Origin of the sequence: Enterobacter sp. R-1.6.2 (genome assembly GCF_035064085.1) — a bacterium.
In the GTDB taxonomy this organism is placed as follows: domain Bacteria; phylum Pseudomonadota; class Gammaproteobacteria; order Enterobacterales; family Enterobacteriaceae; genus Enterobacter; species Enterobacter asburiae_B.
Window position 1 is genome coordinate 97,852 of the sequence record NZ_JASEYI010000011.1, and the last position, 23,543, is coordinate 121,394.

22 protein-coding genes are annotated in these 23,543 nt (G+C 56.4%); 14 read left to right on the forward strand and 8 right to left on the reverse strand.

The features are described from left to right. Positions 1-55: 55 nt before the first annotated feature. The 3 genes from QMN93_RS13635 to QMN93_RS13645 all read left to right on the forward strand — a co-directional run bounded on the left by QMN93_RS13635 (position 56) and on the right by QMN93_RS13645 (position 3,799). On the forward strand, positions 56-3,112 hold the full coding sequence (locus QMN93_RS13635) for an FAD-binding and (Fe-S)-binding domain-containing protein (protein WP_193139083.1): 3,057 nt from the start codon (positions 56-58) through the stop codon (positions 3,110-3,112). Further along, positions 3,109-3,519, forward strand: a complete 411-nt coding sequence (gene menI / locus QMN93_RS13640; RefSeq protein ID WP_048979481.1) for a 1,4-dihydroxy-2-naphthoyl-CoA hydrolase — start codon at positions 3,109-3,111, stop codon at positions 3,517-3,519. Before QMN93_RS13635 ends, menI begins: the two co-directional genes overlap by 4 nt. A gap of 85 nt (positions 3,520-3,604) precedes the next feature. After that, entirely contained in the window at positions 3,605-3,799 is a 195-nt protein-coding gene (locus QMN93_RS13645) for a YdiH family protein (protein ID WP_003857766.1), read from the forward strand. 88 nt (positions 3,800-3,887) lie between these two features. On the opposite strand, the gene fdhF is transcribed toward QMN93_RS13645, so the two are convergent. The 4 genes from fdhF to ycgZ all read right to left on the reverse strand — a co-directional run bounded on the left by fdhF (position 3,888) and on the right by ycgZ (position 7,102). Further along, positions 3,888-6,038 carry a formate dehydrogenase subunit alpha gene (fdhF, locus tag QMN93_RS13650; protein WP_182383395.1) on the reverse strand — a complete coding sequence of 717 codons (2,151 nt, stop codon included), beginning with the start codon at positions 6,036-6,038 and terminating at the stop codon, positions 3,888-3,890. Positions 6,039-6,229: 191 nt separating this feature from the next. After that, entirely contained in the window at positions 6,230-6,508 is a 279-nt protein-coding gene (locus tag QMN93_RS13655; protein WP_048977426.1) for a biofilm/acid-resistance regulator YmgB/AriR, read from the reverse strand. Between the two features lie 29 nt (positions 6,509-6,537). Next, entirely contained in the window at positions 6,538-6,858 is a 321-nt protein-coding gene (locus QMN93_RS13660) for a hypothetical protein (protein ID WP_029739770.1), read from the reverse strand. 4 nt (positions 6,859-6,862) lie between these two features. After that, positions 6,863-7,102 (reverse strand): regulatory protein YcgZ, encoded by a 240-nt coding sequence (ycgZ, locus tag QMN93_RS13665; protein ID WP_029739771.1) that lies wholly within the window; start codon positions 7,100-7,102, stop codon positions 6,863-6,865. A 336-nt stretch (positions 7,103-7,438) separates the two neighbouring features. Between ycgZ and QMN93_RS13670 the strand changes: the two genes are divergently transcribed. The 9 genes from QMN93_RS13670 (at position 7,439) to QMN93_RS13710 (ending at position 16,518) form a co-directional block, all read left to right on the forward strand. Further along, positions 7,439-8,659 (forward strand): diguanylate phosphodiesterase, encoded by a 1,221-nt coding sequence (locus tag QMN93_RS13670; RefSeq protein ID WP_039262103.1) that lies wholly within the window; start codon positions 7,439-7,441, stop codon positions 8,657-8,659. Between the two features lie 188 nt (positions 8,660-8,847). After that, positions 8,848-9,576: a MerR family transcriptional regulator gene (locus tag QMN93_RS13675; protein ID WP_033145300.1), complete on the forward strand. Its 729-nt coding sequence runs from the start codon at positions 8,848-8,850 to the stop codon at positions 9,574-9,576. 313 nt (positions 9,577-9,889) lie between these two features. Beyond that, a complete protein-coding gene (gene sufA, locus QMN93_RS13680; RefSeq protein WP_033145301.1) occupies positions 9,890-10,258 on the forward strand; it encodes a Fe-S cluster assembly scaffold SufA in 369 nt (122 codons plus the stop codon). An 8-nt stretch (positions 10,259-10,266) separates the two neighbouring features. Beyond that, positions 10,267-11,757, forward strand: a complete 1,491-nt coding sequence (gene sufB, locus QMN93_RS13685; protein WP_182383396.1) for a Fe-S cluster assembly protein SufB — start codon at positions 10,267-10,269, stop codon at positions 11,755-11,757. A 9-nt stretch (positions 11,758-11,766) separates the two neighbouring features. Further along, positions 11,767-12,513, forward strand: coding sequence for a Fe-S cluster assembly ATPase SufC (sufC, locus tag QMN93_RS13690; protein WP_033145303.1), 747 nt, complete (start codon positions 11,767-11,769; stop codon positions 12,511-12,513). Continuing rightward, positions 12,488-13,759: a Fe-S cluster assembly protein SufD gene (gene sufD / locus QMN93_RS13695; protein WP_182383397.1), complete on the forward strand. Its 1,272-nt coding sequence runs from the start codon at positions 12,488-12,490 to the stop codon at positions 13,757-13,759. Before sufC ends, sufD begins: the two co-directional genes overlap by 26 nt. Beyond that, positions 13,756-14,976 (forward strand): cysteine desulfurase SufS, encoded by a 1,221-nt coding sequence (gene sufS / locus QMN93_RS13700; RefSeq protein ID WP_143347178.1) that lies wholly within the window; start codon positions 13,756-13,758, stop codon positions 14,974-14,976. Before sufD ends, sufS begins: the two co-directional genes overlap by 4 nt. Positions 14,977-14,990: 14 nt before the next feature. After that, positions 14,991-15,407 (forward strand): cysteine desulfuration protein SufE, encoded by a 417-nt coding sequence (sufE, locus tag QMN93_RS13705; protein WP_028012869.1) that lies wholly within the window; start codon positions 14,991-14,993, stop codon positions 15,405-15,407. Between the two features lie 97 nt (positions 15,408-15,504). After that, positions 15,505-16,518 (forward strand): L,D-transpeptidase family protein, encoded by a 1,014-nt coding sequence (locus tag QMN93_RS13710; protein ID WP_182383398.1) that lies wholly within the window; start codon positions 15,505-15,507, stop codon positions 16,516-16,518. Between the two features lie 60 nt (positions 16,519-16,578). Here the strand turns inward: QMN93_RS13710 and lpp are convergent, their stop codons facing one another. From lpp to QMN93_RS13730, 4 genes are all read right to left on the reverse strand, one after another. After that, on the reverse strand, positions 16,579-16,815 hold the full coding sequence (lpp, locus tag QMN93_RS13715; protein ID WP_010430241.1) for a murein lipoprotein Lpp: 237 nt from the start codon (positions 16,813-16,815) through the stop codon (positions 16,579-16,581). 309 nt (positions 16,816-17,124) lie between these two features. Further along, positions 17,125-18,546 carry a pyruvate kinase PykF gene (gene pykF, locus QMN93_RS13720; protein WP_029739779.1) on the reverse strand — a complete coding sequence of 474 codons (1,422 nt, stop codon included), beginning with the start codon at positions 18,544-18,546 and terminating at the stop codon, positions 17,125-17,127. A 377-nt stretch (positions 18,547-18,923) separates the two neighbouring features. Next, positions 18,924-20,069 (reverse strand): PLP-dependent aspartate aminotransferase family protein, encoded by a 1,146-nt coding sequence (locus QMN93_RS13725; protein ID WP_069302695.1) that lies wholly within the window; start codon positions 20,067-20,069, stop codon positions 18,924-18,926. A gap of 11 nt (positions 20,070-20,080) precedes the next feature. Continuing rightward, positions 20,081-21,451, reverse strand: coding sequence for a cystathionine beta-synthase (locus QMN93_RS13730; RefSeq protein WP_032657782.1), 1,371 nt, complete (start codon positions 21,449-21,451; stop codon positions 20,081-20,083). Positions 21,452-21,851: 400 nt separating this feature from the next. On the opposite strand from QMN93_RS13730, the gene QMN93_RS13735 reads away from it, so the two are divergent. Together QMN93_RS13735 and QMN93_RS13740 are read left to right on the forward strand one after the other, a co-directional pair. Then, positions 21,852-22,874 carry a methionine ABC transporter ATP-binding protein gene (locus QMN93_RS13735; RefSeq protein ID WP_182383399.1) on the forward strand — a complete coding sequence of 341 codons (1,023 nt, stop codon included), beginning with the start codon at positions 21,852-21,854 and terminating at the stop codon, positions 22,872-22,874. Further along, complete coding sequence (locus QMN93_RS13740) at positions 22,867-23,535, forward strand: methionine ABC transporter permease (protein WP_323619708.1); 669 nt, start codon at positions 22,867-22,869, stop codon at positions 23,533-23,535. The genes QMN93_RS13735 and QMN93_RS13740 overlap by 8 nt, the downstream gene beginning before the upstream one ends. The last annotated feature ends 8 nt before the right edge of the window (positions 23,536-23,543 follow it).

The window sequence follows — 23,543 nt, forward strand, 5'->3', positions numbered from 1 at the left end:
AACTTTTAAGATACACGCAAACGATTTCATACAACTCTAATTAGGGTCGACAGTCATGATCCCACAGATTTCTCAGGCACCTGGCGTCGTTCAGCTGGTGCTTAATTTTTTGCAGGCACTGGAGCAACAGGGTTTTACAGGTGATACCGCCACGAACTATGCCGACAGGCTGACGATGGCGACCGATAACAGTATCTACCAGCTTCTTCCCGATGCCGTGGTTTTCCCCCGTTCAACGGCCGACGTCGCGCTTATCGCCCGGCTGGCCACGCAGGAGCGGTTTGCCTCGCTGGTCTTCACGCCGCGCGGCGGCGGCACCGGAACCAACGGTCAGGCGCTGAACCAGGGCATCATTGTTGATATGTCGCGCTATATGAACCGCATCATTGAGATCAACCCGGAAGAGGGGTGGGTGCGGGTCGAAGCGGGCGTCATCAAAGATCAGCTTAATCAGTATCTCAAGCCGTACGGCTACTTTTTTGCCCCTGAGCTTTCCACCAGCAACCGCGCGACCCTTGGCGGGATGATTAACACGGATGCCTCCGGGCAGGGCTCGCTGGTCTACGGCAAAACCTCCGATCACGTGCTGGGCGTGCGTGCGGTGCTGCTGGGCGGCGATATTCTCGATACCCAGCCGATGCCGGTTGAACTGGCGGAAACGCTGGGCAAAGACAACACCGCTAGCGGGCGCATCTATCGTACCGTGCTGGAACGCTGCCGCGACAACCGCCAGCTTATTCTCGATAAATTCCCCAAGCTGAACCGCTTCCTGACCGGGTACGATCTGCGACACGTCTTCAACGAAGACCTGACCCAGTTTGATTTAACCCGCGTGCTGACCGGCTCCGAAGGGACGCTGGCGTTTATTACCGAAGCGCGGCTGGATATCACCCGGTTGCCGAAAGTGCGCCGTCTGGTGAACGTCAAATATGACTCCTTCGACTCCGCGCTGCGCAATGCGCCGTTTATGGTGCAAGCGCAGGCGCTGTCGGTGGAGACCGTCGACTCTAAGGTGCTCAATCTTGCCCGGGAAGATATTGTCTGGCACTCCGTAAGCGACCTCATTACCGACGTGCCGGACAAAGAGATGCTCGGTCTTAATATCGTGGAATTTGCCGGCGATGATGCGGAGCTGATTGAGCGTCAGGTCACCACGCTTTGCCAGCGGCTGGACGAGCTGATTGCGCAGGGCGAAGGCGGCGTGATCGGCTGGCAGCTCTGTAACGATCTGGCCGGGATTGAGCGTATCTATGCGATGCGTAAAAAGGCCGTGGGCCTGCTCGGCAATGCGAAAGGGGCGGCGAAGCCTATTCCCTTTGCCGAAGATACCTGCGTGCCGCCCGAGCATCTGGCGGATTATATCGTTGAGTTTCGCGCCCTGCTGGACAGCCACGGCCTGAGCTATGGCATGTTCGGCCACGTCGACGCCGGGGTACTGCACGTGCGTCCGGCGCTGGACATGTGCGACCCGCAGCAGGAGATCCTGATGAAGCAGATCTCCGACGACGTGGTGGCCTTAACCGCCAAATACGGCGGTCTGCTGTGGGGGGAGCACGGGAAAGGGTTCCGCGCGGAGTACAGCCCGGCATTCTTCGGCGAACAGCTCTACGCGGAATTGCGTAAGGTGAAAGCGGCTTTCGACCCGCATAACCGCCTCAACCCGGGTAAAATCTGCCCGCCTGAGGGTGTTGATGCCCCGATGCTGCAGGTGGATGCCGTCAAGCGCGGCACGTACGACAGGCAGATCCCGATTGCGGTGCGCTCGTCCTGGCGCGGCGCGATTGAGTGCAACGGCAACGGCCTGTGCTTTAACTTTGATGTGAAAAGCCCGATGTGCCCGTCGATGAAAATCACCAGCAACCGTATTCACTCGCCGAAAGGGCGGGCGACGCTGGTGCGCGAGTGGCTGCGTCTGCTGGCCGACCGCGGGGTGGATCCGCTCAAGCTGGAGCAGGAGCTGCCGGAAAAACGGGCCAGCCTGCGCTCGCTGATTGAGCGCACCCGCAACAGCTGGCATGCCAACAAGGGCGAGTATGATTTCTCCCACGAGGTGAAAGAGGCGATGTCCGGCTGTCTGGCCTGTAAAGCCTGCTCCACCCAGTGCCCGATTAAAATCGACGTGCCGGAGTTCCGCTCGCGTTTCCTGCAGCTTTACCACACCCGATACCTCCGCCCGGTGCGCGACCATCTGGTGGCGACGGTGGAAAGCTACGCGCCGCTGATGGCGCGTGCGCCAAAGACCTTCAACTTCTTTATCAACCAGCCGCTGGTGCGCAAGCTCTCCGAAAAACACATCGGCATGGTCGATCTGCCGCTGCTGTCGGTCCCGTCTCTGCAGCGCCAGCTCGTCGGTCACCGTTCGGCGAACATGACCCTGGAACAGCTGGAGGCGCTCACTCCGGAGCAAAAAGGCAATATGGTGCTGGTGGTGCAGGATCCGTTCACCAGCTACTACGATGCGCAGGTCGTGGCCGATTTCGTCCGTCTGGCGGAGAAGGTGGGCTACCAGCCGGTTGTGCTGCCGTTCTCTCCCAACGGCAAGGCGCAGCACATTAAGGGTTTCCTGAACCGATTTGCGAAGACCGCGCAGAAAACGTCTGACTTCTTAAACCGCGTGGCGCAACTCGGGATACCGATGGTCGGCGTCGATCCGGCGCTGGTGCTTTGCTATCGCGATGAATACAAGCAGACGCTGGGCGATAAGCGCGGTGATTTCAACGTCATGCTGGTGCACGAGTGGCTTCCGGTGGCGCTGGCAGATAAAGCCGTTCAGGACGTCAGCGGTGAACCGTGGTATCTGTTCGGCCACTGCACGGAAGTGACCGCGCTGCCGGGTGCCCCCGCGCAGTGGGCGTCCGTTTTTGCCCGCTTCGGTGCGAAGCTGGAGAGCGTCAACGTAGGCTGCTGCGGGATGGCCGGAACCTACGGACACGAAGTGAAAAACCACGCCAACTCGCTCGGCATCTATGAGCTGTCCTGGCATCAGGCGATGCAGCGTTTGCCGCGAAACCGCTGTCTGGCGACGGGCTACTCCTGCCGCAGCCAGGTAAAACGGGTAGAAGGTAACGGTGTGCGTCACCCATTGCAGGCTTTACTGGAGATAATTGGATGATCTGGAAACGTGCCGTGACGCTGCAGGCGCTGAACGCCATGGGCGAGGGGAATATGGTGGGGCTGCTGGATATCCAGTTCATCCGCATTGGCGACGATGAAATTGAGGCCACCATGCCCGTCGATAGTCGCACCCACCAGCCGTTTGGTTTATTGCACGGCGGGGCCTCCGTCGTGCTGGCCGAAACGCTGGGCTCGGTGGCGGGGTATCTCTGTACCGACGGGGAGCAGAAGGTTGTTGGACTTGAGGTGAATGCTAACCACATTCGCTCGGTGCGCAGCGGGCGCGTGCGCGGTGTTTGCCGCGCGCTGCACGCCGGAAGCCGCCATCAGGTGTGGCAGATAGATATTCTCGATGAGCAGGATCGCCTGTGCTGCTCGTCGCGGCTGACCACGGCGGTTGTGTAAAGTTTTCAGATGTTTTGCCTTTGGTCAAAAACTAGCCAGTCCGTTGTGATATACTGGTCAGGTTTTGTACATAAGCGAGGACATCATGGATACTGAAATAACCCCAACACAGCTGGCAATTGAATATTTACGTCGCGATAAGAGCAACCTGTCTCCGGCGCAGTACCTGAAAAAGCTGAAACAGCTTGAGCTGGAATTTACAGATTTGCTGGCGCTCTCTTCGAATGAACTGAAAGAAGAGATCTACTTTGCCTGGCGGTTGGGCGTTCACGTCCATTGAGTACATGAGAATAAAAGGGCCGCGAGTGCGGCCTTTTTTGTGTCTGCAATTCAGTATCGGGCGGCGGTGACGCCACCCGATATTTTCCTCAGACATTGACGGCGTTGATCAGCCGCGACTTCATGGACTGATACGCCGACGCCGCAAAATCCTCCGCCCAGCGCTGGTCCTCAATCGCCTCCAGCTGCACCGCGCAATACTTCGTTTCCGGCGTTTTTGAGATGGGATCGAGATTATCCTGGGTCAGCTCGTTGCAGGCGCCAATCCACCACTGATAGGTCATGTAGACCGCCCCGGCGTTGATACGCTCGCTAATGCTGGCGCGGGTGATCACTTTGCCGCGACGCGAACGCACCCAGACCAGCTGGCCCTCCGCGATGCCCAGCCTTTCCGCATCGGCTGGGTTCATTTGCACCCGGCCCGGCTCATCGGCCAGGCTTTGCAGCGCGGCGCAGTTCCCGGTCATCGAGCGGCAGGAGTAGTGCCCCACTTCACGCACCGTACACAGCACCAGCGGGAAATCTGCGTCCGGAGTTTCCGCCGGTGCGCGCCACGGTGCGGCAAAGAGCTGGCCTTTACCGGTTGGGGTGTCGAACTGATTGTCTTTGTACAGGTACGGCGTTCCCGGATGATCCAGCGTCGGGCACGGCCACTGCACGTGGCCCATCTCGCCCATTTTTTCATACGTCACGCCGTAGAAGAGAGGGCACAGCTCGCGCATCTCGTCCCAGATCTGCTGGTTGGAGTCATAATGCATCGGGTAGCCCATCTCGGTGGCGAGCAGGCTGATAATCTCCCAGTCGCGCTTCACGTTGCCGCTGGCCTCAATGGCTTTGCCAAAACGCTGGAATCCGCGATCGGCACAGGTAAAGACGCCGCCGTGTTCACCCCAGGAGGTGGCAGGAAGCAGAACGTCCGCCACTTCTGCCGTTTTGGTCATAAAGATGTCCTGAACCACCACAAAGTCGAGCGCCTCAAAACCGCTGCGAACGAGACCGAGATCGGCTTCGGTCTGAAGCGGATCTTCCCCCATGATGTAGTAGGCCTTGACCTTGCCTTCCAGCGCCAGATGGGGCACCTCGGTAATGCGCGTCCCGACCCGATCGTCCATTTTATTGGCGTCAATTCCCCAGGCATCGGCAAACTTCTGCCTGACCGCCGGATCGGTCACATCCTGATAGCCGGGGAACATATTTGGCAGAACGCCCATATCGCAGGCGCCCTGAACGTTGTTTTGCCCGCGCACGGGACCGACGCCGACGGCAGGGCGCCCGAGGTTGCCGGTCAGCAGCGCCAGGCTGGAAAGCCCTTTGACCACATCCACGGCCTGACCAAACTGGGTCACGCCCATCCCCCACATCACGGTGGCGGAAGGGGCCGCCGCGAAGGTGCGCATCGCCTGGCGAACGTCGCGGGCGGGAATGCCGGTAAGATGCTCAACCTTCTCCGGCGCATAGTCTTTCACCGTCTGGCGATAGGCCTCAAGCCCCTCGGTAAAGCGCGCCACGTAGCTTTTGTCGTAGAGCTCCTCTTCCAGCAGCACGTAGCCAAAGGCGTTTACCAGCGCCATGTTGCTGCCGTTTTTCAGCTGCAGATGCTGGTCGGCGATGCGCGCCGTTTCAATGCGCCGCGGATCGCAGACGATAATTTTTGCGCCGTTTTCCCGCGCTTTCAGCACGCGTCGGGCGACGATAGGGTGGGAGTCCGCGCAGTTATAGCCAAACACCAGCAGGCATTTTGAGTTTTCAATATCGTTGATTGAGTTGCTCATCGCCCCGTTGCCGAGCGTTTCCTGTAAACCGGCCACGGAAGGGCCGTGACAGACGCGCGCGCAGCAGTCCACGTTGTTGGTGTTCAGCACCGCGCGGGCAAATTTTTGCATCACATAGTTTGTTTCATTGCCGGTTCCGCGAGAGGAACCGGTGGTCATGATCGACCGCGGCCCGTGCTGCGCTTTAATGCTGCTGAGTTTGTGCGCGGTGTAGCGGATAGCCTCTTCCCAGGTAACGGGAGTGAATGCCTCGCCTTTATGGTAGCGGATCATCGGCTGGGTCAGGCGCGGGGTGAGCAGACGGGTATCGTTGAGGAAGTCCCAGCCGTAAAAGCCTTTCAGACACAGGGTGCCCTGGTTTGTGACGCCTTCTGCGGCTTCGGCACGGATGATACGGTTATTTTCAACGACAAGGTTTAGTTTACAGCCTGCACCGCAGTAGGGGCAGACGCTGGCGATCTTTTTCATCAATAACAGACCTGTTAAGAAATGAAGCAAAGTTGACTGGAAAACCCAGTCCCGTAAGCAGAGGTAAGCAGGAACCGTGCCAGGTTGGCTTTGCTGATTTAACAGGGTGTTAAGCGGGGAAGACGCGTGTCATCGTCAGAACATTCGTCAGTTTTGACGATGACACGAAAGCAGGATGAGTGGCCGTGAAATTACAGGTCGTCCATGGTGTAGCCCACGACAATTTCCAGCGTCTTGCGAATTACATCCGCCTGGACAACATCGTGGGTCGCTTCCAGCGTCTGAATGAGCCAGAGGATTATCGCTTTGTTGGACAGATGGCCTTCGGAGGCCAGAACACAGCGTACTGCAGTAGAAAAAATAGCGGACTCTTCAGCAAAACGATCGCCTGCATGACGGAAATATTCCGCCAGCGCACTGTCTAAAAAAGCAGAGTGGTATTCGGGTTGAAGCTGAATATTTTGTCTCATTTGTTCTCACCGTAGCTGTTAAATTGCAGTCAATGTATTTTTTTGGGGTCGGACGGTTTTCCACTTCCAAATAACGGCACTACATTGTCTCTGTTATCGTTGAGAGGTCCCTCTCTGTTCGTTCGTCCTTGCGCGGTTCTGCGACGTTTAAAGGCGATGCTGTTTGAGCCGATCTCGGCAATCACCACCGCTAGTGTCTCCCGCCGCCGGGGATCCTTTTCATGTTCTTTCATAACCCGCAGACGCTGCAGCAATCCTTCGGTTGTCACTGGCCCCCGCTCTTTCAGAAGAGAGAGAACGGCTTCACCGATAAGCGTGTCGATCAGTCGGTCTGCGTCACTGCTATTCATCACGTTACCGTTCGAAGAGCAGACCAAGCAGCATGTGGTAGTGCTCTTCCTCTTCCGGACCATCGGCCCTTTCGAGGCGGCTGAGCAGTTTGGTACAGAGCGATTTGCGATTCAGGTTTCGCCCGTCGCTGAGGATTTCGACAACCACCTGGCCCAGCGTCTCCTGCTGGGTAGGAAGCGCCGCCTTTTCGAAGTACTGTGCGATCGCTGCTGCGGAATCTGTGGCGTAACCTTTCTGCTGCATGTTTCGCTCCTGTAAAATTTTGTAATCACTAACGTTACAATTAAGGTATACACAATTCTTAAATCTGTACACTTAAAATGTACAGATTTTTAATATTTTTATGATATATTTTATAAATTGCTTTATTTTCAGATGGTTAATTAGTTGGTGTGAACCGGTAATGTTACAGGATATATTGTACAAAAAGGTCTGACACTGGTAAGTTGTACAGCGCAGAAAAATGTTTCATTAACTGCCGTAAATGATTGAGATGTAAATTATTTGTCAGGCAATGAATGTGCTATAAATGATACTTATCCACCGTTTTGTGGCCAAAACCCTAACCCCAGGAATCGCATGCTCACAACCATCATTTACCGCAGCCATATCTGCGAGGACGTTCCAGTGAAAGCGCTGGAAGCCATGGTCGCTGCAGCAAATAGTAAAAACCGGCAATCCAATGTCACGGGGATCCTGCTGTTTAACGGCACACATTTTTTTCAGCTGCTTGAAGGGCCAGTGGAACACGTCTCTGCTATCTATGAGCAGATCTGCAACGACCCGCGCCACCATAACGTGGTGGAGCTGATGCGCGATCACGGACCTGTCCGGCGTTTTGGTAACGTGGGCATGGAGCTTTTTGATTTGCGCCACTTCGACAGGGAAGAAGTGCTGCAGCAGGTGCTCAACAGGGGGACGACACGCTATCAGCTGACGTATAATGACCGCCCGCTGCAGTTTTTCCGCACCTTTGTCGAGGCCACGGAAAAAGCGAACTATTTTGAACTGCCGCCTGCGGATTCCTGGGAGTTCGTTCGCGAAGAAACGCGCCTGTCCGCGCAGCCCGAAGTGGTCGCGAAAGGGGCGGATTGCAGCTTTGCGTTCCAGCCGATAGTCGATCCGTTTATGCAGCAGGTCGTCTCCTGGGAGGCGCTTCTCCGCACGCCTGACGGCGGCGCACCGGGAGATTACTTTGCTAATCTGCCGCGTGACGAGGTGTACGCCTCTGATTTACACAGCAAGCAGGTGGCGCTCTCCATGGCCAGCGCGCTGGGGCTACAGGATCAGACGTTATCCCTCAACCTGCGGCCCATGACGCTGGTCAACATTCCCAACGCCGTGGATTTCCTGCTCACCGCGATTGAAGCCAATGGGTTTGTACCCGAGCAAATTGTGGTGGAGTTCACCGAGAGCGAAGCCATTTCCCGTTTTGATGAATTCACGGATTCTGTCAGGCAGTTAAAAAGCGCGGGTATCAGCGTGACGATCGATCACTTTGGCGCCGGTTTTGCCGGGCTGCAGCTGCTGGCGCAGTTCCAGCCGGACAGAATTAAGATTAATCGCGATCTGGTCGCGAACGTGCATAAAAGTGGCCCCCGACAGGCCATTATTCAGGCGATTATTAAATGCTGCTCCTCGCTTGAGATCCAGTTCTGCGCGGTAGGAGTAGAGAAGGCTGAAGAGTGGATGTGGCTGGAATCCGCCGGGATTTCCCAGTTCCAGGGACATCTTTTTGCCAGCCCGCGACACGGCGGTATTCCCGCGATTGCGTGGCCGGAGAAAAAGTTCGATTTCTGATAAAGCTGTACACCTTACGGCAGAGTTAACTGTACGAATGGTAATTTTTATACAACAATGTATTAACAGGTGAAGGGAGGAGTAGCCCATTCACCTGAGCAAAATGCGGTCTTAGTTATACAAATGGTGTGTACAATCTGATAAGGTTGGTGCAGTTAGGTATGGAAGTTCTGAGCGTGAGGGAGTTAATGGCCTATTACAGTATCGGCGAAGTGGCCGAACGATGCGGTATCAACCCCGTTACGCTGCGTGCCTGGCAGCGCCGTTATGGATTGTTGAAGCCGCAGCGCAGCGAAGGGGGTCATCGTCAGTTTGACGATGAAGATATCCTCCGCATAGAAGAGATCAAGCGCCTGATGAAAAGCGGCGTCTCGGTCGGAAAAGTCAAAGCCTTGCTGGAAAACAAAGAAGTATTGACTCAGGGCAACTGGGTCTCGTTCCAGGAAGAGATGATGACCGTTCTGCGTTACGCCAGCCCGGCAAAGCTGCGCGCCAAAATGGGCGAATTCCGCCGCGATCACGCGATAGATGCACTGATTGACAATATTATTTCTCCCGTTCGTCAGCGCATGAATCAGGATCAAAACACCGTGCGCCACATGGCGAGCCTGTTTGACGGCGTCCTGATCGAATTCGCGATTGCAAGCCTGGCGGAGTCCCGCAAAAAAGCCGGTAAAGACGCACTCCTGATTGGCTGGGAATGCGATGACCGCACCCACCTGTGGCTGGAAGCCGCGCGCTTATCGCAGAAGGGCTGGCACATTGACGTCCTGGCGGAACCTATTGATTCGCCGCGTCCTGAACTGTTCCCTGGGCAAAAAATCTTCGTCTGGACGGGGAAATCCCCAACGCCTCGCCAGCAGGAACAGCTCGATCACTGGCGTGAACAGGGGTTTGCTGTCTCATTTCATCACTGATTAACAGAGGCCTTGAGGGCCTTTTTTTGTTTTTGTCCTTTTCTGAACAAAAGCTATCTCAAAAATAGGCATTTCCGATGCATATTTTACTTTTCTCTTCCCCGTCATAAATGCCGCGTTGAAATGCATTATTAATCAATGTATTGAACAAATACATCCATCCTGACTGCATCCTCTCACAGGGTCTATGCTTAATAAAAGTAGGCAAAAAGGGCGGTTTAGCCGAATGCCCCTGCTGACAGAGGGTTGAAGTGATAATCGTTATCACTAACATGGTGTTATGCCCTGATGGCTTATCAGATGAGGTGGACCTATGGAACTGCATTCAGAAACCTTTAATCCTGCCGATTTTGCCTGGCGCGGCTTAACGCTCACGCCAGCGGCGGCGGCACATATTCACGATCTGGTGGCGAAAAAGCCCGAGATCCTTGGCGTGCGTTTAGGCGTCAAACAGACCGGCTGCGCGGGTTTCGGCTACGTGCTCGATACCGTCACCGAACCCGAGAAAGATGACCTGGTGTTCGAGACTGACGGCGCGAAGCTGTACGTCGCGCTGCAGGCCATGCCGTTTATTGACGGCACCGAAGTGGACTACGTCCGCGAAGGCTTAAACCAGTTATTCAAATTTCATAACCCGAAGGCCCAGAACGAATGCGGCTGCGGCGAAAGCTTTGGGGTATAGGCGGTACTATGTCTCGTAATACTGAAGCAACGAGTGATGTAAATACCTGGGGCGGTGGGCACCTCAACTATAAAGAGGGGTTCTTCACCCAGCTGCAGACCGATGAGCTGGCGAAAGGCATCAACGAAGATGTCGTGCGGGCGATCTCGGCGAAACGCAACGAGCCCGAGTGGATGCTGGAGTTCCGCCTGAGCGCCTTCCGCGCCTGGCTGGAGATGGAAGAACCGCACTGGCTGAAAGCGCACTACGACAAGCTGAACTATCAGGACTACAGCTACTATTCTGCGCCCTCCTGCGGCAGCTGTGACGATACCTGCGCCTCGCAGCCCGGCGCGGTGCAGCAAACCGGTGCGGAGAACAGTTTCCTCAGCAAAGAGGTGGAAGAAGCCTTTAACCAGCTTGGCGTGCCCGTGCGTGAGGGGAAAGAGGTGGCGGTGGACGCTATTTTCGACTCCGTCTCGGTGGCGACCACCTACCGCGAGAAGCTGGCAGAGCAGGGGATCATTTTCTGCTCCTTCGGCGAAGCGATTCACGATCATCCGGAACTGGTGAAAAAATACATTGGGACCGTGGTGCCTTCTAACGACAACTTCTTTGCGGCGCTCAACGCGGCGGTAGCCTCTGACGGCACCTTTATCTATGTGCCGAAAGGCGTGCGCTGCCCGATGGAGCTGTCCACCTATTTCCGCATCAACGCCGAAAAAACCGGCCAGTTCGAACGCACGATTCTGGTCGCGGATGAAGGCAGTTACGTCAGCTATATCGAAGGGTGCTCCGCCCCGGTCCGCGACAGCTACCAGCTGCACGCGGCGGTGGTGGAGGTCATCATCCACAAAGATGCCGAGGTGAAATACTCCACGGTGCAAAACTGGTTCCCGGGCGACGGCAATACCGGCGGTATCCTGAACTTCGTCACCAAGCGCGCGCTGTGCGAAGGCGAAAACAGCAAGATGTCGTGGACCCAGTCTGAAACCGGCTCTGCCATCACCTGGAAATACCCGAGCTGCATCCTGCGCGGGGATAACTCCATCGGCGAGTTTTACTCGGTAGCGCTGACCAGCGGCCATCAGCAGGCCGATACCGGCACCAAGATGATCCACATTGGTAAAAACACCAAATCGACCATCATCTCGAAAGGGATCTCTGCCGGGCATAGCCAGAACAGCTATCGCGGGCTGGTGAAAATCATGCCGACGGCCACCAATGCGAGAAACTTTACCCAGTGTGACTCGATGCTGATTGGCGCTGAATGCGGGGCGCATACCTTCCCGTACGTCGAGTGCCGTAACAACACGGCCCAGCTTGAGCACGAGGCGACGACGTCGCGGATTGGGGAAGATCAGCTCTTCTACTGCCTGCAGCGCGGGATCAGCGAAGAAGACGCCATCTCGATGATCGTTAACGGCTTCTGTAAGGACGTGTTCTCTGAACTGCCGCTGGAATTTGCCGTTGAAGCCCAGAAACTCCTCGCCATTAGTCTTGAACACAGCGTCGGTTAAGGAAAGCACATGTTAAGCATTAAAGATTTACAGGTTAGCGTAGAAGACAAAGCCATCCTGCGTGGCCTCAATTTTGACGTCAGGCCGGGCGAAGTTCACGCCATCATGGGGCCGAACGGCTCCGGGAAAAGTACGCTGTCTGCGACGTTGGCGGGGCGCGAAGATTATGAGGTGACCCACGGCTCGGTGGAGTTTAACGGTAAAGATCTGCTTGAGATGTCGCCGGAAGACCGCGCGGGAGAGGGCATTTTCATGGCCTTCCAGTACCCGGTCGAAATTCCGGGCGTCAGCAACCAGTTCTTCCTGCAGACGGCGCTGAACGCGGTGCGAAAGTATCGCGGCCTGGAGGCGCTGGACCGCTTTGACTTCCAGGACCTGATGGAAGAGAAGATCAAACTGCTAAAAATGCCGGAGGATCTGCTGACCCGTTCGGTGAACGTTGGCTTTTCCGGCGGCGAGAAAAAGCGTAACGACATTCTGCAGATGGCGGTGCTGGAGCCCGAGCTGTGCATTCTGGATGAGACCGACTCCGGTCTGGATATCGACGCCCTGAAGATTGTCGCTGACGGCGTGAATTCCCTGCGTGACGGCAAGCGTTCGTTCATTATCGTCACTCATTACCAGCGCATTCTGGACTACATTAAGCCTGATTACGTTCACGTGCTTTACCAGGGGCGTATTGTGAAATCCGGTGATTTCACGCTGGTTAAACAACTGGAGGAGCAGGGCTATGGCTGGCTTACCGAACAGCAGTAATGCGCTCCAGCAGTGGCACCGGCTGTTTGAAGCCCAGGGCGGCACGCGCTCTGAGCAGGCGCAGCAGCATCTGCAGCAGATGCTGCGTCTCGGCCTGCCGACGCGTAAGCATGAGAACTGGAAATACACCCCGCTTGACGGCCTGCTGAACGCCGAGTTCGTGACCCGTCTGGCGGATCTCACCCCGGCGCAGCGTGACGCGCTGGCCGTAAACGTGGACGCCGTGCGCCTGGTGTTTGTCGACGGTGAGTTCCGTCCGGAGCTGAGCGACGCCCTTCAGGGGAGCGGATTTGAGATTGAGATAAACGACGATCGCCAGCCCATGAGCGCCCCGGTTCAGCCTGAGGTTTTCCTGCACCTAACCGAGAGCCTGGCCCGCAGCGTGACGCATATCCGCGTGAAGCGTAACCAGCGTCCGGCAAAACCGCTGCTGCTGATGCACATCACCCAGGGTCTGGACGGCGACGAAATCAACACCGCGCACTATCGCCACCATCTTGAGCTGGCGGAGGGGGCGGAGGCCACGGTAATCGAACATTACGTCAGCCTCAACGATATCCGGCACTTTACCGGATCGCGTCTGACGATGAACGTTGCCGCCAATGCCCAGCTTCACCACGTCAAGCTGGCGTTTGAGAATGCGCAGAGCCACCACTTTGCCCATAACGACATTGTGCTGGGTCAGGATGCCGCGGCGTACAGCCACAGCTTCCTGCTCGGCGGGTCGGTATTGCGCCACAACACCAGCACGCAGCTTAACGGTGAAAACACCACGCTGCGCATCAACAGCCTGGCGATGCCGGTTAAATCTGAAGTGTGCGACACGCGCACCTGGCTTGAGCACAACAAAGGCTACTGCAACAGCCGCCAGCTGCACAAAACTATCGTGAGTGATAAAGGGCGCGCGGTATTTAACGGACTGATTAACGTGGCGCAGCACGCCATTAAAACGGACGGGCAGATGACCAACAACAATCTGCTGTTAGGTCGCCTGGCGGAAGTGGACACCAAACCGCAGCTGGAGATCTACGCCGACGACGTGAAGTGCAGCCACGGTGCGACGGTCGGACGCATCGACGACGAGCAGATGTTCTACCTGCGTTCCCGCGGTATCGACCAGCAGGCGGCGCAGAAAATGATTATCTATGCGTTTGCCGCCGAACTGACGGAAGCGCTGAACGATGGTCAGTTGAAACAGCAGGTGCTGGCGCGTATCGGTCAGCGTCTGCCTGGAGGCGAAGCATGAGTTTTCCCGTCGAGAAAGTACGGGCAGATTTTCCGGTTCTGACCCGTGAAGTAAACGGTCTTCCTCTGGCCTATCTGGACAGCGCGGCCAGCGCGCAGAAGCCGAACCCGGTCGTGGATGCGGAAGCCGAGTTTTATCGCCACGGCTACGCCGCCGTGCATCGCGGTATTCATACCCTGAGCGCCGAGGCGACCCAGCGTATGGAAAACGTGCGCACGCAAATTGCCGCCTTCCTCAATGCGAAATCGCCTGAAGAGCTGGTCTTCGTGCGCGGAACTACCGAAGGGATCAACCTTGTCGCTAACAGCTGGGGCAACGCGCAGGTCCACGCGGGGGATAATATTATCATCACCCAGATGGAGCACCACGCCAATATCGTGCCGTGGCAGATGCTCTGTGAGCGCGTTGGCGCGCAGCTGCGGGTCATTCCGCTTAACCTTGACGGGACGCTGCAGCTCGAGCAGCTCGACGCACTGCTGGATGACCGCACGCGGCTGGTGGCGGTCACCCAGGTCTCCAACGTGCTGGGGACGGAAAACCCGGTGGCAGAGATTATCGAAAAAGCCCACCAGGCCGGCGCGAAGGTGCTGATTGACGGCGCTCAGGCGGTGATGCACCACGCGGTTGACGTTCAGGCGCTGGACTGCGATTTCTACGTCTTTTCAGGCCACAAGCTCTATGGGCCGACCGGGATTGGCGTGCTGTACGTGAAAGAAGACATCCTGCAGGCGATGCCGCCGTGGGAAGGGGGCGGATCGATGATCGCCACCGTTAGCCTGACGGAAGGCACCACCTATGCGCGCGCGCCGTGGCGTTTTGAGGCGGGCACGCCCAACACCGGCGGGATTATCGGGCTGGGGGCGGCGGTTTCCTACGTCTCCGCAATCGGCCTTGAAAGCATTCAGGAGTACGAACAGCTGCTGATGCACTATGCGCTTGCCGAGCTTGCCAGCGTGCCGGATCTGACCCTCTACGGGCCTGCCGACCGGCAAGGGGTGATTGCGTTCAATCTCGGGAAACATCACGCCTATGACGTGGGCAGTTTCCTCGATAACTACGGCGTGGCGGTCCGTACCGGGCACCACTGCGCCATGCCGCTGATGGCGTTTTACCAGGTGCCGGCAATGTGCCGCGCGTCGCTGGTGATGTACAACACAACGGAAGAGGTCGACAGGCTGGTGGCGGGGCTTAAGCGCATTCACCAATTGCTGGGCTAACGGAGAGGCGAAAGATGGCAGAACTGCCGGACAGAGACAAATTGCTGCGCAACTTTGGGCGTTGCGCAAACTGGGAAGAGAAGTACCTTTATATCATCGAGCTGGGGCAGCGTCTGCCGCCGCTCGGTGAAGAGGCGCATAACCCGGAAAATATTATTCAGGGCTGTCAGAGCCAGGTGTGGATTGTGATGGAACAGTCTGACGACGGCACGATAGCACTGCACGGCGACAGCGATGCGGCCATTGTAAAAGGGCTTATTGCGGTGGTCTTTATTCTTTATCACCGGATGTCGGCGCAGGATATTGTCGCGTTCGATGTCCGTCCGTGGTTTGAAAAAATGGCCCTGACCCAACACCTCACCCCGTCTCGTTCCCAGGGACTGGAAGCGATGATTCGCGCGATTCGCGCCAAAGCTGCAATCCTTAGCTAGACTTACAGAACAGCATTCATTCTGTTTCGCGAGGTGGTTCCCGCCTCGCTGGTTTTTCAGCTTTCTGGCGTCCTGCCAGTGAATAAGGAATCTCAGCATGAAGCGCGCGTCTCTCATAACTCTATTACTCCTCAGTTCGCTCGGCGCACTTAATTCGGCCCGCGCGATGGACTATCCGTTGCCGCCCGCAGGCAGTCGCCTGATTGGGCAAAATCAAACCTACACGATACAGGAAGGGGATAATAAGCTGCAGACCATCGCCCGCCGGTTTAATACCGCGGCGCAGGTGATTCTGGAAACGAACAATACCATTGCGCCGGTCAACCCTGCGCCGGGAACCGTCATTACCATCCCGTCGCAGATGCTGCTGCCGGACACGCCGCGCGAGGGGATTGTGGTGAACCTCGCTGAGCTGCGGCTCTACTACTTCCCGCCGGGAGAAAACATCGTTCAGGTCTTCCCGCTGGGCATCGGACAGCTGGGGCTGGAAACACCGGTCACGACCACGCGCGTAAGTCAGAAAATCCCGAATCCCACCTGGACGCCCACGCCGGGCATCAGAGCACGCTCTCTTGAGCAGGGAATTAAATTACCGCCGGTGGTACCTGCCGGGCCAAATAACCCGCTGGGACGCTTCGCACTGCGTTTAGGCGTGGGCAACGGGGAATATCTCATCCACGGCACCAGCGCGCCGGACAGCGTTGGCCTGCGCGTCAGCTCCGGCTGTATGCGGATGAACGCCCCGGACATTAAAGCCCTGTTTGAACAGGTGCGGGTTGGCACGCGGGTACAGATTATCAATGAACCCGTGAAGTTCTCCGTGGAGCCGGATGGCAAACGCTATATTGAAGTCCATCGCCCGCTGGCGCAGGCTGAGGGAGAAAACCCGCAGGTCTCGCCCCTTACCCACTCCGCCGACTTTGCGACCTTTGTTTCTCAGGCGGGAAGCGATAAGACTCTGATCGAGAAAGCCCTGTCACGCCGCGCCGGGATCCCGGTTATCGTGTCGTCAGGGAGCGGCCCGTCGGTCAGCAATAGCGTATTGTCGGTACAGAACAGTCGGGTGTCCGCTGCGGTAGCGGAAGATGAAGGGGAGAAGGTGACGCAGTAGCCGTTTGACGCAGGCAAAAAAAATGGCGCACAATGTGCGCCATTTTATTAACAGGTACTATTACTTACGGTATTTAGTAGCCTGGTTGTCCAGACGCTGGTTAGCGCGAGCTGCGTCGTCTTTAGCAGCCTGAACGTCGGAACGGATTGCGTTCACGTCGTTGCTCAGCTGGTCAACTTTAGCGTTCAGAGTCTGAACGTCAGAAGACAGCTGATCGATTTTAGCGTTGCTGGAGCAACCAGCCAGCAGAGTAGAACCCAGGATTACCGCGCCCAGTACCAGTTTAGTACGATTCATTATTAATACCCTCTAGATTGAGTTAATCTCCATGTAGCGTTACAAGTATTACACAAAGTTTTTTGGGTTGAGAATATTTTTTTGATGGGAATACACCTATTTTTGATCGTTCGCTCAAAGAAGCATCGAATCGGCCCTTTTTGAGCAAAAATCTATGTAAAAAAAGGCATTTATCATCGGATTCATCTTAGATAATTCGCAATTAAATAGAAAAACCCGATTTGCAATTTGAATGACTTTAGCTAATGCCAGGAATAAAAAAAGCGCCCGGAGGGCGCTTTTTATCAAAATTAATTCGTTCGGGAATTATTACAGCACGTGAACAGATGCGGTATTGGTGGTTCCGCTTGGTACCAGCGCGCCAGAAACCATGACCACAACGTCACCTTTCTGTGCCAGACCACGATCAACCAGCTCCAGAGCGACTTCTTTACCCAGACGGTAGAAATCATCCGTAGACGCGATCTCTTTCACCAGGTGAGGGATCACGCCTTTGCTCAGCACCAGCTGACGAGCCGTGGTTTCGTTGGTGGTCAGCGCCAGGATAGTCGCATCCGGGAAGTATTTACGCACCGCGCGAGCTGATTTACCGCCCTGGGTGGCAACCACGATCAGCGGCGCTTCCAGCTTCTCAGCCGTTTCTACTGCACCGCGGCATACCGCTTCGGTGATGCGCAGCTTGCGGCTGTCGTTGTTGTAGTCCAGACGGCTTTTCATTACGCGGTCGGTACGTTCGCAGATGGTGGCCATGATGGACACCGCTTCCAGCGGATATTTACCTTTTGCGGATTCGCCAGACAGCATAACGGCATCAGTACCGTCGAGGATGGCGTTAGCCACGTCGCCTGCTTCTGCGCGGGTTGGGCGTGGGTTTTTGATCATGGAGTCCAGCATCTGCGTTGCGGTGATAACCACTTTGCGCGCGCGAACGCATTTCTCGATCATCATCTTCTGCGCGAAGATCACTTCTTCAACCGGGATTTCTACGCCCAGGTCGCCACGTGCAACCATGATGCCGTCAGACGCTTCGAGGATTTCGTCGAAGTTGTTCAGGCCTTCCTGGTTTTCAATTTTGGAGATGATCTGGATCTTCTCGCCGCCGTGCGCTTTCAGGTGCTCACGAATTTCAACTACGTCAGAACGCTTACGGATGAAGGAGGCCGCAACAAAGTCAACGCCTTGTTCGCAACCGAAGATCAGGTCCTGTTTGTCTTTTTCAGCCAGTGCTGGCAGTGCGATAGAGACGCCCGGCAGGTTAACGCCTTTGTTTTCGCCCAGGTCGCCGTTGTTCAGCACCTTACAGATAACCTTGTTGCCTTCGATCGCGGTGACTTCCATACCGATCAGACCATCGTCTACCAGCACGGTGTTACCGACGGACAGGTCGTTGGTGAAGCCTTCGTAGGTCACTGCAACGATTTCGCTGTTGCCAACAACGGATTTGTCAGTGGTGAAGGTGAAGGTCTGGCCCGCTTTCAGAGAGACGTCGTTACCGCCTTCCAGTTTGATGGTGCGGATTTCTGGACCTTTGGTATCCAGCAGGATCGCAGCTTTTTTACCGGTCTTGCTCATTACGTTGCGCAAGTTCTGGATACGCTGACCGTGTTCTGCGTAATCACCGTGGGAGAAGTTCAGACGCATCACGTTCATGCCGGCGTCCAGCATTTTGGTCAGCATCTCTTCAGATTCGGTTTTCGGGCCGATAGTACAAACAATTTTCGTCTTTTTCATGACAGTCTTAGTCTTTAAGTTGGGAAGGATATGGAAATCTCGCTCCGGGGGCGCACCGCCGCGGAGTCAAACCTGTGTTGCAAAAGAGTATATGACACGCACTAAGGATAGGAGACATCAAATGAGCGTGCAGAAGAAAGTGTGCCTGAGTGACAGCCCAACGAAGGAGAGGAGAAGTTGTACGTTGTTTTTTGTATTCCAAGCGCTGAAACCATTCACCAGGGATTAGGCGCGCATTATACGCTGATTTTAAGATAAAAGGAAAATGGAAACGGTGTTTCAGAAATAATCTGTGCAGTTTCACATAATATTGTTATCAAGGCGTTAAGCCATGATGACAACTTATGGCGGCAGGTGATTGACCTGCCGCGTTTTGCTTATTTTTGCAGCGCCTGGCTGAGATCGGCAATCAGGTCTTTCGGATCTTCAATCCCGACTGACAGACGGATCAGCTGCGGCACAATGCCGTTTGCCAGGCGTTGCTCCAGCGGAATCGAGGCGTGGGTCATGCTGTAAGGCTGGCTCACCAGACTTTCCACACCGCCGAGGCTTTCCGCGAGGGTGAACAGCTTCAGGTGGCGAATCACCTCGGTGGCGCGTTGCGCATCGCCTTTTACCACCACGGAAATCATCCCGCCGGGCAGGGCCATCTGCGTACGGGCAAGTTGATATTGCGGATGCGATTCCAGGCCGGGATAGAACACCTTTTCGACCAGAGGGTGCTGATCCAGCCATTGCGCAATCGCCAGCGCGTTGGTGCTGTGCTTTTCTACCCTCAAAGCAAGCGTGCGAATACCGCGCAGCGTCAGGAAGCTGCTGAACGGATCCAGTACGCCGCCTACCGCGTTTTGCAGATAGCCCAGCTTATCCGCCAGTTCCCTGTTGTCCCCGACAATCGCCAGCCCGGCCACCACGTCAGAGTGGCCGTTCAGGTATTTGGTGGCGGAGTGCACCACGATATCGAAACCCGACTCCAGCGGACGGTGGATCACCGGTGACGCGAAGGTGTTATCCGCCACGCTGATGACGTTATGACGGCGGGCGATCGCCGCAATGGCCGCCAGATCCGCCAGCTTCAGCAGCGGGTTGGTTGGCGTTTCGACCCACACCATGCGGGTATCCGGGCGAATGGCGGCCTCGAGACCAGCTAAGTCGTCCGGTTTAACCCAGCTGACCTGCAGGCCGGTGCTGCGCTTGCGCACGTTTTCAATCAGGCGATACGTCCCGCCGTAAACGTCATCAATGGCGACAATATGGCTGTCTTTATCCAGCAGTTCGAGCACCGTGGAGATGGCCGCCAGACCGGAGGCGAAGGCGTAGCCGCGCGTGCCGCCTTCCAGTTCGGCGATGGCGGTTTCCAGCGCATGGCGGGTAGGGTTGCCGCTGCGGGAATACTCATAGCCGGTATGCTCGCCGGGTGACGGTTGCGCAAACGTTGAGGTGGCGTATATCGGCGGCATGACGGCGCCGTGCTGGTCGTTGAACTCGCCGCTGTGTACACTGAGGGTGGCCAGATTTTTCATCATCGATTCCTTTATTGCTGAAGACGGTTGCGCCAGGCGGTCAGAACGTCGCTGCGCGTAATCAGACCGAGAAAACGGTCGTTGTCATTAATCACGGCCACCAGACCGCGGTCGAAGATGGCGTTCAGGGCGCTTTCCGGGGCGTGTTTATCAAGAAACTCCACCTGACGCGTCATGGCTGCCGTCACCGGAAGCGCGAAGCGGTCGCCGTCGCCGCCGATGTGCCGCAGGAGATCCCACTCGTCGATAATGCCCACCACCTTGCCGTTCTCCAGCACCGGCAGCTGGGAGATGTCATACAGGCGCATGCGTGCCAGTACGGTGGAAAGCGTGTCGTCCGGGGCGGCGGTAACGGTGGCGCCTTCATCGTGGCGCAGGGCGATATAGTCGGAGAGATCGCCGGCCTGAGGGCGCGTGATGAGCCCTTGCTGACGCATCCAGTCATCGTTGAACATCTTCGAGAGATACTTATTGCCGCTGTCGCAGGCGAAGGTCACCACGCGCTTCGGCGCGGTCTGCGCCTGGCAATACTTCAGCGCGGCCGCCAGCAGCGTGCCGCTGGAGGAGCCCGCCAGAATGCCTTCCGTTTTCAGCAGGTCGCGCGCGGTGGTGAAGGCCTCGCGGTCGGTGATGCGCCAGGCGCGATTCACCCCTTCAATGTGGGCCAGCGGCGGAATAAAGTCTTCGCCAATCCCCTCAACCAGCCAGGAGCCCGCGTCGTGATAGCGTCCGGTTTCCACCTGGTCGGCGAGAACCGATCCGGCCGGATCTGCCAGGACAAACTCCGTGTGCGGAGAGTGCTCGGCGAACCACGCCTGCAGGCCGCCCAGCGTACCGCCTGAGCCGACGCCCACCACGATGGCGTCGATCCGCCCGTCAAGCTGCTCGTACAGTTCCGGTGCCGTGGTGGTGCGGTGCGCCAGCGGGTTGGCCTCATTATTGAACTGGTCGATGTAAAACGCGCCGGGCAGCTCGTTGGCCAGGCGCTGGGCGTAATCCTGGTAATAGGCGGGGTGGCCCTTGTTAACGTCGGAGCGGGTCAGCACCACCTGGGCACCCAGCGCGCGCAGGTGGAAAATCTTCTCGCGGCTCATTTTGTCCGGCACCACCAGGATCAGCGAGTAGCCTTTCTGGGCGGCAATCAGGGCCAGGCCGAGACCGGTATTCCCCGCCGTCGCCTCAATAATCGTGCCGCCCGGCTGCAGCTGGCCGGTACGCTCCGCTTCGTTAATCATCGACAGCGCAACGCGATCCTTAATAGAGCCGCCCGGATTCTGGTTTTCCAGCTTCAGGAACAGCGAGCAGGGTCCGGTATCAAGCTTGTGCAGCTGGATAAGCGGGGTACGGCCAATCAGTTCGGTGACGGAATGGTAAATCGTCATGATGTTTTCCTTTCTGGATGTCATGACGGGATGATAGAGCGGCGAAATTTTCGCAATAAAGAACCATTCACTGCTCTTTAGAACAGAAAAGAATATAAATGCCATTTTTGGATGTCAGGACAGCAAGACGTAAAGTTGTCTGGATGTGAGGATGGCTATATCGGCATGAAATGCTGAAAAAATGACCGTTTCTAGCGGGCATCTACCAGCAGATATGCATCCGGTAGATAATCATTGCTGAAATTGATCTAAATGCTTCCCACACTGTAAATCCGCTGTTTATTTCCGAAAGTTATAACAAATTCTTTTTTGTTCATTTGAAAGCTGATAACGCCTGTTTACTATCGTTTGGACATCCATACTGCTAAACAGCCATGCGCGAAACGGATAAAGAATAAGAATGATCGTACTCAGGAATATTTCGAAGGTTTTTGACAACGGAAAGGTCGCGCTGACTGCCGTTGATGACGTCAATTTGACGATAGAGCAGGGACAGATTTACGGAATTATCGGCTACAGCGGAGCCGGGAAAAGCACGCTGATTCGTCTGCTGAACGGTCTGGAAAAACCCAGCGCCGGAAGCGTGACCATTAACGGGCAGAATATCTCTGCGGCAAAGGGTGAAGCGCTGCGCCAGGCGCGCCTGAAAATCAGCATGGTGTTCCAGCACTTCAACCTGCTGTGGTCGCGCACGGTGAGCGAGAATATCGCTTTCTCGATGCAAATCGCCGGTGTACCAAAAGCCAACATCAAGGCGCGCGTCGCCGAGCTGGTGGAGCTGGTCGGCCTGAAGGGGCGCGAGAATGCGTACCCGTCCCAGCTGAGCGGCGGGCAAAAGCAGCGCGTGGGTATTGCGCGCGCTTTGGCTAACAGCCCTGACGTGCTGCTCTGCGATGAAGCCACCTCCGCGCTCGACCCGCAGACCACCGATCAGATCCTCGATCTGCTGCTGGATATTAACCGCCGCTTCAGGCTGACCATCGTGCTGATCACCCACGAGATGCACGTGGTGCGCAAAATCTGCGACCGCGTGGCGGTGATGGAGAACGGTAAAGTGGTGGAAGAGGGCGACGTGCTGAGCGTCTTTACCCATCCGCAGCAGCCGATTACGCAGCAGTTTGTCCGCCAGGTGAGCCAGTACGCTGAGGAGGAAACCTTCAATACCGAACTGGCAAACGATCTGGAAGGCACGGTCATCAGGCTGACCTTTACCGGGCACAGCACCCATAAGCCGATCGTGGGTGAACTGACCCTGCGCTACGGCCTGCCGTTTAATATCCTGCACGGGAAAATGACGCAAACCGCCCACGGTGTGTTTGGTCAGCTCTGGGTGCATGTCGTGGCATCCGATGAACAACTGAACAATATCCTCGCCGACCTGCAGCACAGCGATATTGAAGGCGAGGTGATTAAACATGGCTGAGAATCTCTTTCCGCATCTCAAGTGGGATCAGCTCTGGGCGGCGACGCTGGAGACGCTGTACATGACCGCGCTGTCCGGCGTGGCGACGTTTGTGCTGGGCATCGTGCTGGGGCTGGCGCTGTTTTTAACCGCGCGCGGCGGGCTGTTCCACAACCGCACGGTCTACAGCGTGATTTCGATTGTGGTGAACGTGTTCCGCTCTATTCCGTTCATCATTTTGATTGTCCTGCTGATCCCGTTCACCAAGAGCGTCGCCGGCACCATTCTCGGCGCCAACGCGGCGCTGCCGGCGCTGATTGTGGGCGCCGCACCGTTCTACGCACGCCTGGTGGAGATCGCCCTGCGTGAAGTGGATAAAGGCGTCATCGAAGCAACGCGCTCGATGGGCGCACGACTGAGCACGTTAGTGTTTCGGGTTTTACTGCCGGAATCATCACCCGCACTGGTATCGGGTATTACGGTGACGCTGATTGCGCTGGTGAGCTACAGCGCAATGGCGGGGGTGATTGGCGCCGGCGGTTTGGGAAATCTGGCTTATCTGGAAGGATTCCAGCGCAACCATGGTGACGTCACGCTGGTGGCAACGGTGACCATTCTGATCATCGTTTTCATTATCCAGTTCTGCGGCGATGTCATTACTTCACTGTTAGATAAACGCTAATAAATACA